Annotated in this window: 15 protein-coding genes; 4 read left to right on the top strand and 11 right to left on the bottom strand. The window is 60.2% G+C overall.

Going from position 1 to position 16,179, the window contains the following annotated elements; translation table 11 throughout:
* Positions 1-107: 107 nt before the first annotated feature.
* The gene (locus tag ACZ1HH_RS03330) at positions 108-827 is read right to left on the bottom strand and encodes a response regulator (protein WP_011537981.1); all 720 of its coding nucleotides are present in this window, start codon (positions 825-827) and stop codon (positions 108-110) included.
* Positions 828-1,013: 186 nt separating this feature from the next.
* Between ACZ1HH_RS03330 and mce the strand changes: the two genes are divergently transcribed.
* Complete coding sequence (gene mce / locus ACZ1HH_RS03335; protein ID WP_011537982.1) at positions 1,014-1,418, top strand: methylmalonyl-CoA epimerase; 405 nt, start codon at positions 1,014-1,016, stop codon at positions 1,416-1,418.
* A gap of 69 nt (positions 1,419-1,487) precedes the next feature.
* Positions 1,488-1,763: a DUF1467 family protein gene (locus tag ACZ1HH_RS03340; RefSeq protein WP_011537983.1), complete on the top strand. Its 276-nt coding sequence runs from the start codon at positions 1,488-1,490 to the stop codon at positions 1,761-1,763.
* A gap of 130 nt (positions 1,764-1,893) precedes the next feature.
* Here the strand turns inward: ACZ1HH_RS03340 and ACZ1HH_RS03345 are convergent, their stop codons facing one another.
* From ACZ1HH_RS03345 to ACZ1HH_RS03375, 7 genes are all read right to left on the bottom strand, one after another.
* Positions 1,894-2,847 carry a LysR family transcriptional regulator gene (locus ACZ1HH_RS03345; protein WP_011537984.1) on the bottom strand — a complete coding sequence of 318 codons (954 nt, stop codon included), beginning with the start codon at positions 2,845-2,847 and terminating at the stop codon, positions 1,894-1,896.
* Between the two features lie 556 nt (positions 2,848-3,403).
* Positions 3,404-3,745 (bottom strand): DUF427 domain-containing protein, encoded by a 342-nt coding sequence (locus ACZ1HH_RS03350; protein ID WP_011537985.1) that lies wholly within the window; start codon positions 3,743-3,745, stop codon positions 3,404-3,406.
* 61 nt (positions 3,746-3,806) lie between these two features.
* Positions 3,807-5,591 (bottom strand): aminopeptidase P family protein, encoded by a 1,785-nt coding sequence (locus ACZ1HH_RS03355; RefSeq protein WP_472635865.1) that lies wholly within the window; start codon positions 5,589-5,591, stop codon positions 3,807-3,809.
* Between the two features lie 390 nt (positions 5,592-5,981).
* Positions 5,982-7,859 carry a cobaltochelatase subunit CobT gene (cobT, locus tag ACZ1HH_RS03360; protein WP_011537987.1) on the bottom strand — a complete coding sequence of 626 codons (1,878 nt, stop codon included), beginning with the start codon at positions 7,857-7,859 and terminating at the stop codon, positions 5,982-5,984.
* 159 nt (positions 7,860-8,018) lie between these two features.
* Positions 8,019-9,005, bottom strand: a complete 987-nt coding sequence (cobS, locus tag ACZ1HH_RS03365; protein WP_011537988.1) for a cobaltochelatase subunit CobS — start codon at positions 9,003-9,005, stop codon at positions 8,019-8,021.
* Positions 9,006-9,233: 228 nt separating this feature from the next.
* Positions 9,234-9,833: a methyltransferase family protein gene (locus ACZ1HH_RS03370; protein WP_472635866.1), complete on the bottom strand. Its 600-nt coding sequence runs from the start codon at positions 9,831-9,833 to the stop codon at positions 9,234-9,236.
* 317 nt (positions 9,834-10,150) lie between these two features.
* Positions 10,151-10,777, bottom strand: a complete 627-nt coding sequence (locus ACZ1HH_RS03375; protein WP_416368041.1) for a DnaJ domain-containing protein — start codon at positions 10,775-10,777, stop codon at positions 10,151-10,153.
* 117 nt (positions 10,778-10,894) lie between these two features.
* Between ACZ1HH_RS03375 and ACZ1HH_RS03380 the strand changes: the two genes are divergently transcribed.
* Positions 10,895-11,149 (top strand): BolA family protein, encoded by a 255-nt coding sequence (locus tag ACZ1HH_RS03380; protein ID WP_011537991.1) that lies wholly within the window; start codon positions 10,895-10,897, stop codon positions 11,147-11,149.
* 51 nt (positions 11,150-11,200) lie between these two features.
* On the opposite strand, the gene ACZ1HH_RS03385 is transcribed toward ACZ1HH_RS03380, so the two are convergent.
* The 3 genes from ACZ1HH_RS03385 to rimO form a co-directional block, all read right to left on the bottom strand.
* Entirely contained in the window at positions 11,201-11,770 is a 570-nt protein-coding gene (locus tag ACZ1HH_RS03385) for a DUF4177 domain-containing protein (protein WP_011537992.1), read from the bottom strand.
* 76 nt (positions 11,771-11,846) lie between these two features.
* A complete protein-coding gene (pepT, locus tag ACZ1HH_RS03390; RefSeq protein ID WP_472635867.1) occupies positions 11,847-13,094 on the bottom strand; it encodes a peptidase T in 1,248 nt (415 codons plus the stop codon).
* A 106-nt stretch (positions 13,095-13,200) separates the two neighbouring features.
* A complete protein-coding gene (rimO, locus tag ACZ1HH_RS03395) occupies positions 13,201-14,604 on the bottom strand; it encodes a 30S ribosomal protein S12 methylthiotransferase RimO (RefSeq protein ID WP_487320378.1) in 1,404 nt (467 codons plus the stop codon).
* A 243-nt stretch (positions 14,605-14,847) separates the two neighbouring features.
* Here rimO and ACZ1HH_RS03400 point away from each other — a divergent pair, with 243 nt between their 5' ends.
* The gene (locus tag ACZ1HH_RS03400) at positions 14,848-16,071 is read left to right on the top strand and encodes a pentapeptide repeat-containing protein (RefSeq protein ID WP_487320379.1); all 1,224 of its coding nucleotides are present in this window, start codon (positions 14,848-14,850) and stop codon (positions 16,069-16,071) included.
* The last annotated feature ends 108 nt before the right edge of the window (positions 16,072-16,179 follow it).

The raw sequence follows: 16,179 nt of genomic DNA on the forward strand, positions 1-16,179 counted from the left end.
TGCATCGAATGACGAGAGGCCTCTGTGTCAGAGGAGCTGAGACGAGACTGCACGGCCAGGACGATGACCAGCGTCAGCGAAGCGATGACAAGGGACTGCAGCATGGTTCAGATCGCAATCTTGCGTTGGAGCCGCTCCTGTACGAGATCGGCAATCATTGCAGTTTCAACGGCCAGCGGCCCACCAGATTTGCGTGTCTCTTGGAGGCGCGTTGCAGCGGTTTCAAGCGGGGCATCCCCGACGCTCCGCGCCACACCTCCCAGGAATTGCGCCAGGTAGTCGAGCGTCTGCTCGTCCTTGCCTTCATCCAGAACCTCGGCCGCATGTGCCATGTCATCGCGGAACGCGAGCATGTCAGGTTCTACCGATTCATCTGTCATTGGGCGCGGCCCGATGGGTTGACGTTCCGGAGGCATGTTCGAAAGGATCGCGTTCTGGAAGGCGGCGAGCGAGACGATGGGCTTGGGAAGAAAGCCGTCTGCGCCAGCTGCCATGGCGGCTGCCTCGGCATTTTCATCACCAGAAATGCCGAGGATCACGGCAACCCGCGGCGAAGCCGTGGAAAGCGCCTCAATGAGCTCGGCACCGGACCCATCGGGCAATCCCAGGTCGATGATCACCACAGAGGGGCGATAGACCTGCAGATGCCTGCGGGCGGACTTGAGACTGTCGGCGCGCCGAATCCGAGCCCCGCTGCGCAAACACAAAAGTCGCATTGCTTCACATGCATAACGGCTGTCCTCGACCACAAGGATCGTCAGCCCCAGAAGTGGGCGGCGACCGCTGCCCAGACGGGCTGCAGAAGAAAAAAGATCCGAATCGTCCATGTCCTGACCTCACTAATAACCTGCTAAGACGCTAGGGATTCTGGGCTAACAAGTTCTTAACTGGCGCCTGAGAGCGCTCTCATACCCAATTTTTGCAACCTGAGCGTGCGTAGGTGGGCTTGCAAGAAACGTGCGGTTTTGATCTTTACGGAGACATATCGTTTCAAAGCCTCGGGAGAGCCCCCCATGATCGGACGTTTGAACCATGTCGCCATTGCCGTGCCAGATCTGGAGGCCGCCATGGCCCAGTATCGCGACACCCTTGGCGCCAATGTCGGTGCACCTCAGGATGAACCTGATCATGGTGTGACAGTGGTCTTCATTGAGTTGCCCAACACCAAGATCGAGCTTCTGTATCCTTTGGGAGAGGGCTCTCCGATCCAGGGTTTTCTCGAGAAGAACCCGGCCGGCGGCATTCATCACATCTGTTATGAGGTCGATGACATCCTCGCTGCCCGCGATCGGCTCAAGGCACAGGGCGCGCGGGTGCTCGGAACCGGAGAGCCCAAGATCGGTGCCCATGGCAAGCCGGTTCTTTTCCTGCATCCCAAAGATTTCAACGGCTGCCTGGTGGAACTCGAAGAGGTTTGAGGCTAGATGCAGGGAAGGGCGCGCGGCGCCGCCCTGCGATCTGTCTTGGCTCTTTGAAAGGAACCTCCCATGGGTATCACTTCCGGTCTCGTACTCTATGCGGTCATCTGGTTCATGACTTTCCTGGTGGTGATCCCCATTCGACTGGAAACACAGGGCGACACAGGAAAGATTGTACCCGGTACCCATGCCGGGGCGCCGGAACGGCACTATCTCAAGCAGAAGGCCTGGATCACCACGGGCGCGGCTGCCGTGATCTGGGCCATCGTCGCCGGGATCATCCTGTCGGGAATGATTACCGTTAACGACTTTGACTGGTTTGACCGCCTGCCAGATCGGCCCTGATCCCCATTCCATCTATTGCGCGCCATGCGCTACGATGCTGATTTGTTCGCAAGGTCGGGAGATCGACGGCGTGTGAGAGCGTGCTCGTGTGAGTCTGCCTCTCAGCAAGCACTGTTGATTGAGGCGTAGCCTACTCGAACGAGTGCGCGCGAAGCCCAACGTCATTGGGGTGGTCCTGAGCTTGCTGGGCCAGTGCGGTTTCAATCGTCATCAGCAACCACTGCAACCGCGCAGAATCCGCAAAGCGGCGGTGCCAGACCAGATCGAACTGTAAAGGCGGCAACTCGACCGGAAAGGGCGAGGATGCCAGAGTGCCTGTGGTGTGGCGTGACGAGCGGGAAGGCAAGCTTGCAATCATGTCGGTGCCCTGCATCAGCCGGATGAGGGTCCAAAGGTTGGGCACCCCGAGTGTGACCCGTCGGTGGATCGCCAGTGCTTCGAGCTCGGTCTGCAGCAGGCTCTTGCTGCCCTGGCCGAAGGATACGGTGGCATGGGGTGCCCCACAAAAGTCCTCGACGCTATCGACCGGCCCTCTGACATTTGGGTCGTAGAACACGCGGAAACTGTCTTGCGTCAGAGCCATGTGGCGGAGCGTGTTGGGATAGGACCGTGGGCGCAGCGTGAGAACCACATCCGCCTGGCGCGTCTCCAGAAGGGGCTCGATCTCCGAGAGCTTGCCAAGGTCCCGAAACATGAGGTGCTTCTGCGGCAGGCTGAGGCGCAAGGCGTCATATATGGTCTCAAGTTCGCCATCCAGGATGCTTGAACTCAACGCAATGACAAATGGGTCGGGGTCGGTGATGGGGTCATAGATGCCCTGATCTGCCAGGCCTTCCATCTCGATCAGAATGCGGCGGACCTTTGGTGCCAGGACGTCCGCACGTGCGCTTGGGACGATGCCGCGTCCGGATTGCACAAACAGCGCATCCCCCAGCAATCCGCGCAGTTTTTCAATATTGTGGCTGATGGTGGATTGGCTGCTTTCGAGCACATCCGCGGCCCGGCTTACTGATTTCTCGTCATAGACAGTCAGGAAAACACGCAGCACGCGTCCGCTGATTTGAGAGATGTCAATTCGAGGCATAAGCGCACCAGAATTTAGGACTTGATAACAAAGGTTAACCCGGGCAATTTTGTTAATAAAGCAGTAATAATAGCAGGCATCGGGTGGACGAATATAATGCATGCTTGGGCAGGCGATCCGAGTGAGATCGGATCTTTCGGGACAGATAAGAACCAAGAAAACGAGCGGGCTGCGCTAACGGCTCTCATAAACTATGTCGTTGAAACTACTTGCAATTCTCCGGAGAACCCAACCCTCGACAATGCCGAGGATCTGCGGCGGAGCCTGAGCGAAGTGGTTCTGACAGCCTAGTCTGGGACAAGGATTTGCGCGCATCGTTTTCGAAGTTTTGAAACTCCATCCCGCGGGGTGGCGCGCTGACTATGGCGCATTGAATGCGGCCATTTTTTCGAGAAAATGAAAGCGGCAGCCCCTCTCAAAAAATAAAGTGCAATACTGTTGCAAAAAAGCCGGACCATCTGTGGCCCGGCTTTATCGATTTAAGTGACAAACTCTTGGTGGATATTGGCGATCTGGTTGCCGATCCGCTTTGCCTACAGACGAGCCGCGGCGATAATCAGAGTTGCTCCACCTTCACCGAGGCAAGCGGCATGAAAGCCAGGTGGCCTTTGATCTCCGATACTGCATCAATTGGGTTTTCGTAACTCCAGACTGCGTTTTCATCGGTGGAGGACCTATTCACAATTGAATAATAAGTGGCGTCGCCTTTATGCGGGCAATGGCTTGTTTTGTCGGTTTTGTCGAGAAACGCCATGGCGATGTCCTCGCGCGGGAAATAGATCACTGGGGCCAGATCGCCTTCGATCAATTCCAGTGCATTCTCCGTCTCGCCTAGAATGGCGCCACCAGAACGCACAACCCATCGGCCTGTTGCTTTTTGGATCGTGATCTTGGTCATCGGGTTCCCCCTCCTTCTAGCTTTGGTAAGGCTTCTGCCCGGTCATTGTAACAGTCATGTATCACAGCGGCGCGCAGGCCGCGTTCAACCACTCTGCCGCAGCGGCGCTGACGCGCGGCGCGATAGTGCGGTTTACATCTGCGTGATAGCTATTGAGCCACTCGCGCTCCCCCGAGCTCAGCATCTCGGGCACCACCAAACGGCGGTCGATGGGCGCAAACGTCAGCGTGCGCCACGCGAGCATCTTGCGGTCTGGGTCGGCGGTGTCAAGGGCTGGGGCCTCTTCTACCACTACGAGGTTTTCAATCCGGATGCCAAAGGCGCCCTCCCGGTAGTAGCCCGGCTCGTTGGACAGGATCATGCCCGGCTCAAGCGGTACCGTATTAATGCGGGAAAGACCCTGCGGTCCTTCATGTACGCTGAGGAAGGCGCCGACGCCATGACCAAGCCCATGGTTGAAATCCTGTCCAGCCATCCAGAGAGGCAGGCGGCCGATAGCATCAAGTTCGCGCCCGGACCGCCCCTCGGGCCAACGCAACCGGGAGACCGCGATCATGCCCTGCAGGACGCGCGTGAAGGCTTTGGCTTCCTCGCGGCCCGGCGATCCAATGGCGATGGTGCGGGTGATGTCGGTGGTACCATCGAGATATTGCCCGCCGCTGTCGAGCACCAGAAGATGACCCTCTTGCAGCGTCGCATTGGTATCATGTGTCACACGGTAATGCATGATCGCGCCATTGGCGCCTGTCCCGGCGATGGTTTCAAAGCTGATGTCACGCAACGCTGGATCTGCCGCGCGGAATCCTTCGAGGGTTTTGACCACGTCGATTTCGGTAATCGTGCCCGGCTCCTGCGCATCGAGCCAAGCCAGCGTTTCGACAACGGCAGCCCCATCGCGCAGATGTGCGGCCACGCTGCCTGCGATCTCGGCGGCGTTCTTGCGGGCCTTTGGCAGGGCGCAGGGGTCTCCGACCGCCACCAGCCTGTCGCCCAAAACCCGTGCAACAGCCTGTGGCAGGCTGCGCGCGTCCACCGCGACCTGACCATTGAGGCCGGCTGTGGCCTCGAGAAAGCGATCAGGCGTGTGCAAGGTCACATGCGCGCCAATTCTGAGCTCAGAAAGCTTCTCTGCTGCCATAAACAGGTCCACACGGGCGTCATCATGCAGGATCGCAAAACCATGGGCGACCGGATTGCGCGGGATGTCAGAACCACGGATATTCAAGAGCCACATGATGCTGTCTGGAAGAGTGATGACCGCTGCGGACTGTCCGCTTTTACGCAGGCCCTCGGCCAGGCGCTGAGCCTTCTTTTCGGCGCTCTCTCCGGCATAGTCCTCCGAATGCGCCCGAGCTGGTTGCATCGGGGGCGCTGGCTGGTCTGGCCAGATGCGGTCTACAAGATTGTCGCTCTCCACCAGTGAAATACCCGACGAGGCGAGCCGCTCGGTCAGGTCGCGGATCTCCTGCAGGGAATGCAGCCAGGGGTCATAGGCGACAATCCCGCCCTCTGGCAGTTGCTCCACCAGCCAATCGCCCAAAGTCACATCCGGCCAAGGAACAGGGGTATAGACATCCGCGATTTGGCTTTTGACCTGTGTGCGGTAGCGCCCGTCGATAAACACGCCAGCAATATGCGGCAGCACGGCGCAGAATCCCGCAGAGCCGGTAAAGCCGGTGAGCCACGCCAGACGCTCATCCCGTGGGGCGACGTATTCGCCTTGATGCGCATCGGCGCGCGGGACCAAAAAACCGTCGATCTTGTCTCGCTGCATCTCAGCGCGAAGCGCGGCAAGGCGCGCCGGGCCCTGCTCGGGACGGGCCGTGACGTCAAAGTTTTGAAACATTTGTCTCTCCTCAAGATGAGTCACTCTTCGCGAGGACGTCTGTGAAGCGGATCGGGGATTGCCCACGGCGACACTGGCGCGTGGCCGAAAGTGGTTTGTTGCAGATCAGAGGTCTGCACACAAGCCCGCCGGGAAGGCGTGTCGCGGCGACAGGAGCGGAGAGGTGGCACACATGGTGCCTTGCGGGGAACCACTAAGCCGCCGCGTCCATCCTTCTGCAAATGCCGGGCCTGCAGTCATTGGGGCTGAAGGCCTAGCAGACGCTCGTGAACGCAAAGTCGGATGTATCAACGCAGGCACGTTAATGGTGCGGCAATGAGTGCAGTTGAGGGCACGCCAAAACGCGCCCTCAGAAAGGTCGATTGCGACCGTGCATGAGGCCCGCAGGTGCTATCCGGTGCGACGCATCCCCATTACCCGCGCACGTGCCCTTGGATCGCTGTCAAAGAGGGCCGCAAGCTGTTCCGTCATCGCACCCGCAAGTTGTTCGACATCGGTGATCGTTACCGCGCGGTCGTAATAGCGGGTCACATCATGGCCAATGCCAATGGCGAGAAGCTCCACCTGTTTCTTTTTCTCCACCATGGCGATTACGTCACGCAGGTGTTTTTCAAGGTAATTCGCCGGGTTCACAGAGAGGGTGGAATCGTCAACGGGGGCACCGTCTGAAATCACCATCAGGATCTTGCGCGCCTCGGGCCTGTTCACCATGCGACGATGCGCCCATTCGAGTGCTTCACCATCGATGTTTTCTTTCAGGAGGCCCTCTTTCATCATCAAGCCAAGGTTGGGGCGCACGCGCCGCCAGGGCGCATCGGCCCCCTTGTAGATGATGTGGCGCAGATCATTGAGACGCCCCGGCAACTGCGGGCGGCCCTCGTTGAGCCAGGCCTCGCGCGAGAGCCCGCCTTTCCAGGCGCGAGTGGTGAAGCCGAGGATTTCGACCTTCACGTTGCACCGCTCCAGCGTGCGCGCCAGAACATCGGCACAGATCGCCGCGATGGAAATAGGCCGCCCCCGCATGGAGCCGGAATTGTCCAACAGGAGCGTCACCACAGTGTCGCGGAACTCCATGTCCTTTTCGACCTTGAACGACAGGGGCGTGGTGGGGTTCGCGACCACACGCGCCAAGCGGCCAGCATCCAGCACGCCTTCTTCCTTGTCGAATTCCCAAGAGCGGTTCTGCTGCGCCTGCAGGCGACGCTGCAGTTTGTTGGCAAGCCGCGATACCGCGCCCTTCAAAGGCTCCAGCTGCTGATCGAGATAGGCGCGCAGGCGCTCGAGCTCTTGTGGCTCAGCGAGATCTTCGGCGGCGATTTCCTCGTCATGGGCGTCGAGGAACACGCGGTAATCGGGATCAGCGTCAGAGACGGGTTGCGGGGCCGGAGGCTCCAGCGGGGCCTCGCCGTCGGGCATCTCGGTCTCGTCGGTGACCTCTTCTTCGGCCATGTCGTCGGCGGAAACCTGAGCCTGACTCTCGTCCTGCTGCTGTTCCTGTGCCTGCTCGGGAGAGGCGTCCGCCTCTTCCTCGTCGCTGTCGTCCTGGCCAGAGCTGTCGGGCTGTTCCTCTTCTTCGGCGGTCTCCTCGGACTCGTCATTCATCTCGTCATCGAGATCATCCGGGTCGTCGCCAAGCTGGTCGCCATAGCCAAGGTCAGAAATCACCCGGCGGGCAAATTTTGCAAATGCGGCCTGATCCGAGAGGGTTTCATCTAGGTTCTCGAGCGTCTCGCCAGCTTGCGCTTCGATAAAGCCACGCCAGAGTTCCATGACGTTTGCCGCTGCCTCGGGCATCGGGCGGCCGGTGGCGAGATGACGGATCAGATAACCTGCGGACACCGCCAGGGGCGCCTCTGATGCAGATGTGACCTGATCATACCCGCGCCGCAGCGCTTCGTTCTGGATCTTGACGTCAATGTTGGAGGCTGTGCCCGGCATATCGCGCGCGCCCATCGCCTCGCAACGGGCGCTTTCCATTGCGTCATACAATTCGCGCGCCATGTCGCCGGAGGGCGCATAACGGCTGGCAACGCTCTCGTCGTGATACCTGCGGCGCAGCGCCAGCGCATCGGCGGTCCCGCGCGCCAGCAGCACTTCCTCTCGTGTCATGCGGCGGGAAACCTGCGGCAAGCGCATCGTGTCGCCGCTCATGCCAGCGGGGTCGACCGAATAGTTGACAGTCAGTTCCGTGTCATCGGCCATGACCTTGGTGGCCTCTGCGAGGGCCTTCTTGAACGGATCTGCCGGGTTATCATTTGGTTTGCTCATGAGCGCGGGCTCCTGTTGCACCAGCATTGAACCTTTGCGGGGCGCTGTCCAGCCCTTCGGAGGCTGACGGGTCGCGTCACGCAAGGGGCGGGGGTGCCTGCGCCCCCGTCGAGGGGGCGCAGGCACCGGTCGAACGGCGTAGCCGTCCGAACCCCGCTCTTATCCGAGGCTCACATTTGCAGCGCTTTCAGGCAGTTCCTCGTCAAAACAGCGCTGATAGAACTCAGCCACGGTCTGGCGTTCCAGTTCGTCACATTTGTTGAGGAACGACAGACGGAAGGCATAGCCAATGTCGCGGAAGATTTCGGCGTTCTGCGCCCAGTTGATCACGGTCCGCGGCGACATCACGGTCGACAGATCACCGTTCATAAAGGCGGTCCGGGTCAGATCCGCCACCGTAACCATCTGAGCGATCTGCTTGCGGCCCTTTTCGGTGTTGTAATGCGGCGTCTTCGACAGGACGATAGCGGTTTCTGCGTCGTGGCTCAGATAGTTCAATGTCGCCACCAGCGACCAGCGGTCCATCTGTGCCTGGTTGATCTGCTGGGTGCCGTGATAGAGCCCGGTTGTGTCCCCGAGGCCGACTGTGTTGGCGGTGGCAAAGAGGCGGAAGAAGGGGTTCGGGGTGATGATCTCGTTCTGATCAAGCAGCGTCAGCTTGCCGTCATGCTCCAGCACACGCTGGATCACAAACATCACATCGGCGCGCCCTGCGTCATATTCGTCGAATACGATCGCAACCGGGTTGCGCAGCGCCCAGGGCAGGATGCCCTCGTGGAACTCGGTGACCTGCTTGCCATCGCGCAGCTTGATCGCGTCCTTGCCGATGAGGTCGATCCGGGAGATGTGGCTGTCGAGGTTGACCCGCACCGAGGGCCAGTTCAGACGTGCGGCGACCTGTTCGATATGGGTGGATTTCCCCGTGCCGTGGTAACCCTGGATCATGACGCGCCGGTTGTGGCTGAAGCCGGCAAGGATCGCCATCGTGGTGTCGGGATCGAATTTATAGGTGGGATCCAGCGCCGGAACGCGGTCGGTCCCTTCTGCAAAGCCCTTCACCGTCATGTCGGTGTCGATGCCAAAGACCTCACGTACCGAAATCGTCTCGGTTGGTTTTGCGTTCATATCCAGCAGGCCGTCGGTCATAGGTGTCAGTCCTTGTCTTGTCAGTCACGGGCGCGGGATGGCTGCCTTGTGGCCCGTCGGTCACTCTCGGGGTGCAGTTGCATGTAATCGCGCGATTGGTGCCTGAAGATGCCCGGGAGGGCAAGGGAAACCGTTGTGTCGATACGCCACATGCCCGCTGCAGCGCTGAGGTGGCGCAAAAAACCGCACTGTCAAGACATCCAGCAGAGCCGCGTTGGGGGAGCCGGCTCAGAGTGCCGCGCGAAGGCGCTCGAGGCTGCGTTCGTCCAAAAATCGAGGGGTCGAGCGCATGTAGTCGGCAAAGGCCTTCCCGTATCCCTTTAGGAGCCAGCGCTCCTCGTTCAGAACAAACAGGAAATAGAGCGCAAAGAGCACCAATGCGAGGGCGACGGTGGTCCAGGATCCGGTCGTGATGCCAAGGCCGACAGTCGCCAGCACCGAGGTCACATACTGCGGATTGCGCGAATATTCATACATGCCTCCCGTCACCAAGCCGCCCGTGTCGCAATAGGTATTGTCGAGCCCGAGGATCCGGTACCCCCAAAGCGTGATTCCGAAGGCCATCACCATGAGAGGCAGCCCCAGCGCATAGCGCAGCCAATGGCCCCACCCATTCACGCCGATCTCTGTCAGTGCAAAGACAACCGTCGCGCCGCAGAACACGCGAAACAGCCCAAACGCAAGATGATGTCGCCAGCCGTCAGCGGCAGGCCAAAGACCAAGACTGGGGCATTTCAAGCTGAGACTGAGGTGCGTTGCGAGCAGTATGGCGGCAAGAAGCGCCACCATCGGGGCGAGATCGTGAGTGGTCTGGAGATAGTCGAACATGGCGTCTTCGGTTCCTTTTGGGGCAGGTCGTGGACTGTGCAACGGGCTCCGGGCAGGGGCTCGGATGCCGCTTCGACTAACAGCAGATTGTAACAGCCGTGCGCAGCCGCTCGCATCTGCGTGCCATAGCCGCGCCCATAGCAGGGCTCAGGGTCGGAGCAGAATGGCAGGGACAGCAATGCGCCGGATCCATTGTCCAAAAGAAATCGCCCGCCCCTGTGAAGGGACGGGCGACTGCGTTTTTCACCTGCAGGCCTTGCTTGTCGGAGATCTTTTCGAGAGGTGGGCCTCATCCAACAAGTGCCCTCAGGAGGGCTCTATTTGAAGCTGCGGCTATCCTTGACCTGATCCCAGGCCCACATGACCTCTTGCAGCTGTTCTTCCTGGCTGCGGTCTCCGCCGTTCATATCCGGGTGGAGCACCTTGATGAGCTTCTTGTAGGCCTTGCGGATCTCGGCCTTGGTCCAATCGTCCTTGGCCTCGAGGATTTCAATGGCGCGGCGCTCGGTGGGCGGCAGACGGCGACCGGCGGTCTGGCCGTTCTTGCCCGGGTTGCGGGTGGCATTGTTTCCGAGGACCTGATGCGGGTCCTCGATGCCGAGACGGGCCCAGGCGCGGGCCTCGGGATCCCCTAGCGGCTTCGTGGTGCGCTCCCAGACCTTGTCTTTGGAGGCTTGCGCGTTCATCTCGGCCTCCGTGGTGCCCTCGAAGAAGTTCCACTTTTGGTTGTATTCACGCACGTGCTGCTGGCAGAACCAGAAGAAATCGTCGAGAACATCCGGGGCCTTGGGCGCGCGGAATTTTCCTGGCTCCTCGCAGCCCTCGTGGTCGCAGACGCGCACTGATGTCTCCGAGGCGCCGGACATGCTCCGCCGCCCGCGCGGATTTTTCTTCTTCGCGGAGCGAATGGACATATCAAAGCCAAAGGGATCGGATTTGGTCATGCGGGAGCACCTTCTAGACGCATCTGTTCGACTCGGAGGCAGCAGTTTAGTCTAACGGTCGAGAGATAAAAGGGGGGCGGACACAGTTTTATGAACAACAGGCGGAGTAGTGCAGCAATGAGCGTCAGAGACGAAATCGAGAACACGTTGAGAGAAGCCTTTGATCCCAGCCGATTGGAAGTTGTGGACGACAGCGACAGCCACGTCGGGCACGCAGGTCACGACGGAAAGGGTGAAAGTCACTTTAACGTGCTGATCCGCGCAGAGGCCTTTCTGGGCATGACGCGCGTGGCCCAACACCGGGCGGTACACAAGGCGCTTGGCGATATCGTGCCACGTATTCACGCGCTTGCACTGGACATCGGCAGCTGAGACACAAGATCCGGCCACGCCTAATGTGGCCGGATCCTGCATTCGTTGGACTTAGTCGTCCGTCTTGCCTCGGCTTGCGCGCGCTTTGAGTGCGGCGGTCAGGCCTGAGACGGGGCTCAATTCCTCGACGCCATCATCGGCAACCATGCGGCGAGCGCCGGGGCCAGGGACCGGAATGGCTTCGGGCGGGGCCTCGGGATCACCTGCGATGGCGGTCAGCGGCGCCGGCTCTGGCGCATGCTGTGCGTCGGGGGTGGAAACACGCGGTGCGTCGTCCGGCAGATCGACCTTGCCTGCCTCTTCTGGGGCCGCGACTTCGGGCGCGCTGTCCACGGCGGGCGCAGGCTCTGCCGCGGTCGCTGGCGTCGGTTCTGTGAGGCCGGTGTTGCCAAGTGCGCGTCGAAACACCAGCAGATTGCGCCAGGTTGTCTTGCTGCCCGTGAGGCCCGAACGTTCTTCGCTGGGCAGCATCTCGGCACGTTGAAATTCCCAGCCCTGCTGGGCCATTTCGTTCAAAACCCCCTCAATCCCATGTGCAAAGCGGGCTTCGGGTGTTTTCACGCCGCGCGCTTTCTTGCCCTTGTTGGGAGCGGGGACGACCTTGTACTCGTAGTGTTGCATCACTTGTTCCTGTGCGGCCCAGGGTAGGAGCCTAGCAGCTCTGCGGGGCAGAGCGAAAGGCGCGCCATGGTTAGTTTTAGGTCTTGTCGAGCGTTGCGGCGCGCGCCGCGAGGCTCAGACACATCTGCGTTGCCAGCGACATATCCTGAACCGAGATCCACTCCAAGGGGCCATGAATGCATTGCATCCCCGTAAAGATATTGGGCGTCGGCGTGCCGAATTCGGTCAGGCGAGACCCATCGGTGCCCCCGCGGATCGGAACCGATACGGGCTCCAGCCCCACATCTCGGCAGGCGGCATGGGCGAGATCGACAGGGGTCATGTCCTTTTCGAGCCAATACCGCATGTTGCGATATTGCGGGGTAATCTCGCAGGTGATCTCGGCGCGCGGTTCGGTTGCCGCAACCGCCTCGCAGACGCTGCGCAGAAGGGCGCCCTTGGCCTCAAGATCGGCCATTTCAAAATCGCGCAGGATGAAGCGGATCTCCATCTCGGAAGACCCCCCGAACATGTCGGTGGCATGGATGAACCCCTCGCGGTCCGCTGTTGTCTCGGGCGTCATCGTGGCCTGCGGCAGCGTCTGGATGATCTTGGAGGCAAGATGGATGGCATTGACCATCTTTTCCTTGGCGAGGCCCGGGTGGATGGAAACGCCGGTAATTTTCACAACTGCGCGGTCGGCCGAAAAGCTCTCGTACTCCACTTCGCCGAGTTCCCCGCCATCGAGCGTATAGGCAAAATCCGCCTCCAGGTCGCGCTCCAGCTGGGGTTGCACGCCGCGACCAATCTCTTCGTCCGGAGTGAAGGCAATCCGGATCGTCGGACGGGCGGCATCCGGGTTTTGCAGCAGGTGCTCTGCCATCGTCATGATGATCGCAACCCCCGCCTTGTCGTCCGCCCCAAGCAATGTGGTGCCAGACGCAGTGATCAGATCATGGCCGATTTTCTCGGCCAGATAGGGGTGCGCCTCGGGAGAGAGCACCAGCTCCGGATCATCGGGAAAGCTGATCTCGCCGCCATTGTACCCTTTGATCACACGAGGTTTCACACCGGTGGCATTGAACTGCGGGGCAGTGTCGACATGGGCGAGGAAGCCCACTGTGGGGGCCTCCGAGGTGCCGGGGATCGTCGCCAGAACAACGCCGTAATCGGTCAGCTGCACGTCTTGCGCTCCGATCTCGGTCAACTCGTCGCGCACCAAGTGCAACATATCAAACTGGATCTTGGTGCTGGGTGCGGTGGGGGAATTCTCATCGCTCTGGCTGTCGATGGCAGCATAGCGCACGAGACGGGATTGAAGGGCGTTGTCAAAGCTGTCGGTCATCAAAAACTCCTGCTGTCGACTGCAAGATTGAGGGAGGAGAGGAGCAGGTCAAGGTGAACTCTCAAACCTGCACCGTCCTGAATGTGGCCGGATTGGCAGCGCCGCCTTAGCGCAGCGCCCCCCAAAGGTCATACTCGCCGGCTTCATCCACTTCGACCGTGACCAGATCCCCGACGCTTAGATTTTCGGTGCCTTCGTCGATAAAGAGGTTGCCGTCGATTTCCGGAGCATCCGCCTTGGTGCGGCAGGTGGCGATCCCGTCCTCGTCGATCTCGTCCACGATCACCTGCAGGGTCTGGCCCACTTTGGATGCGAGTTTGGCCTCGGAAATGGCCTGTGCTTTTTCCATGAAGCGCTCCCAGCGGTCTTGCTTGACCTCCTCCGCGACGTGGTCGGGCAAGTCATTGGAGCGGGCGCCGTCGACGTTTTCATATTTGAAGCAGCCCACGCGATCCAGTTGAGCCTCATCCATCCAGTCGAGCAAGTGCTGGAATTCGGCCTCTGTTTCGCCTGGATAGCCGACGATGAAGGTCGACCGCAGGGTGATGTCGGGGCAGATGGCACGCCAGGCGCGGATTTCGTCCAGCGTCTTTGCTGCCGCTGCCGGGCGGGCCATGCGACGGAGCACATCCGGGTGGGCGTGCTGGAACGGAATATCGAGATAGGGCAGCACCGCATTGTCAGGGTCGGCCATCAGCGGGATCAACTCGCGTACATGCGGGTAGGGGTAGACGTAATGGAGCCGCACCCAGAGCTGATCGGCGGGGGCCAGCTCCCCCAATGCGCGGCTCAGATCAGTAATATGGCTTCGGATCTCGCCGTCTCTCCACGGGTTCACGTCATATTTTCGATCGAGCCCATAGGCCGAGGTATCCTGCGAGATGACCAGAAGCTCTCGGACGCCAGCGGTGACCAGTTTCTCGGCCTCGCGTAAAACCGCATGGGCCGGGCGCGACGCAAGTTTGCCGCGCATGTCGGGGATAATGCAGAACTTGCACTTGTGGTTGCAGCCCTCAGAGATCTTCAGATAGCTGAAATGCCGGGGCGTGAGGCTCACACCCGTGGCGGGCAGAAGGTCCACAAAGGGGTCGGGGCTGGGCGGTACCGCCGCATGGACCGCATCCAGCACCTGCTCGTATTGATGCGGGCCCGTGACGGCGAGGATGCGCGGATGGTGCTCGCGGATATAGTCCGGCTCAGCACCAAGGCACCCGGTGACGATCACCTTGCCGTTTTCCTTCAGCGCTTCGCCAATCGCCTCGAGGCTCTCGGCCTTGGCGCTGTCGAGAAAGCCGCAGGTGTTGACGATCACCGCATCCGCGCCGGCATAATCCGCCGAGATCCCATATCCTTCGGCGCGCAACCGGGTGAGGATGCGTTCGCTGTCCACCAGGGCCTTGGGGCAGCCCAAGGAGACCATGCCGAGGGTCGGCTGGTCGGGGCGGGGCGCCGTGCCAAAGGTGGGTTTGGGGGCGAGGTCGGGGCGGAGATCTGGCGGGTTGCTGGTCATTGCCGTCCTATAAACCGCAGCGCGGCGCTTGGGAATGGAGGATTTCCGGGATCCGCTCACAGGCGCGGGCTTGCGCGAGCGGTTTTTGGCCGCGGCGTTGCGCAAAACACCCTTGGCCCGTGCCCCGCGTGCTGGTTAGGCTGGCTGCACTGCGATTTTGATGACGAAAGCCGATTGATGACCGATGCGCCCGAGATCCCAGAGGGCCTGCGCCCCGCCAATGAAAACCCCTGGTACATCCTGATGACGCTCTATGGCGAGCAGGAGGGAGAGGAGATTGATGTCGAATTGCACAAGAAGAACCGCCGGGCGTGGAATGCTTGGGTCGGGCAAGCGCTGAGCGCGGAGGAGCGAGTTGCGGCGGCGAAAAGCTCGCAAATCAAGGTAACGGAGCTGGAGGCTTGGGATGAACTTGGAGAGAAGATCAAAGCACGTTTTTTTGAGGAGAGCAATCGTCGCAATGTCGATACTGAGGGGATGCTGGTATTTCCCGAACCCGCGAAGCCAATATGGATGGGAAACACCGTATTCTCCGAGAATCTTGTATTTGAGAATATGGTGATTGCATCAAAGGTGAATTTTGGTTCAGCCAATTTCATGCGAAATGCACGGTTTGGTTTTGTAACCTTTGCTGGCGTTGCTGTGTTTGGGTCAGCCAAGTTCGAGCAGGAGGCTTGGTTCCACTTTGCGAATTTTCAAAAAGCAGCCTTGTTTGGTAGAGCCAGGTTCAAGGATTTTGTCTACTTTTTTCGCGCGCGTTTTGGCGGGTGCTCTGGCGTACGGTGCCTTCCAAGCTTCGCCTACTGTCAATTTGAAAGGCCGACGATCTTCTCTCGTGCGCTTTTCTGTGATGGCTATCCCGATTTCTCGGGCGCGGTGCTGCATGACAAGACCAGCTTTACCGCGCGAATGGACCCGACCTCGGATGAAGTTGCCCAAGACAAAGACCTTGAGGGGCGGACCTTCTGGCCCCAGAGAACCAAACAGGATCCGGTTAGTGCGCGTGAAAGCTGTGCCACCATACGGCATTTGCTGACCCAACAAGGGCTACCGGAAGAGGCGCATTTCTTCTTTCGCCGGGAAATGCGCTTTGCCAGCCAGATAGGCTCGTTCTGGCAGCGGCTGCCTTATCTGTTGTTTGGCTGGCTGTCCGACTTTGGGTATTCGATCCAGCGGCCCCTGTGGTGGCTGGCGGGGATCTGCTTTCTCGGGATGGCGGCGTTTTGGACGGTGTTCTCCTTTCCCGGTGGCCCCCCGGTCCTTTCAGAGAGCGATCTTGGCACGGCGGCAGCGCTGAGCTTTTCCAATCTCTTTCCGCTCTTTGGCTTTGGCCGGGTGTTTCTGAGCGAGGTGCTCGCGAGTTTGCCACGCTGGGCGCAGGTGCTGTCCGGGGCGCAGACCGTGTTGTCGCTGCCGCTGTTGTTTTTCCTCGGTCTGGCGCTGCGGCAACGGTTTCGATTGCGCTGAGGGCGCGCTGGGCAGCTGCGGTGGATTGATCCCGCGCGCGAGCGGTGTAATCTGCGCCAAAGCCCTGATGTCACGGGCGAAGATTTCCGCATTCCCAGAAGGGGCCAC

The sequence above is a fragment of the Epibacterium sp. HA2-3 genome, from assembly GCF_055693725.2.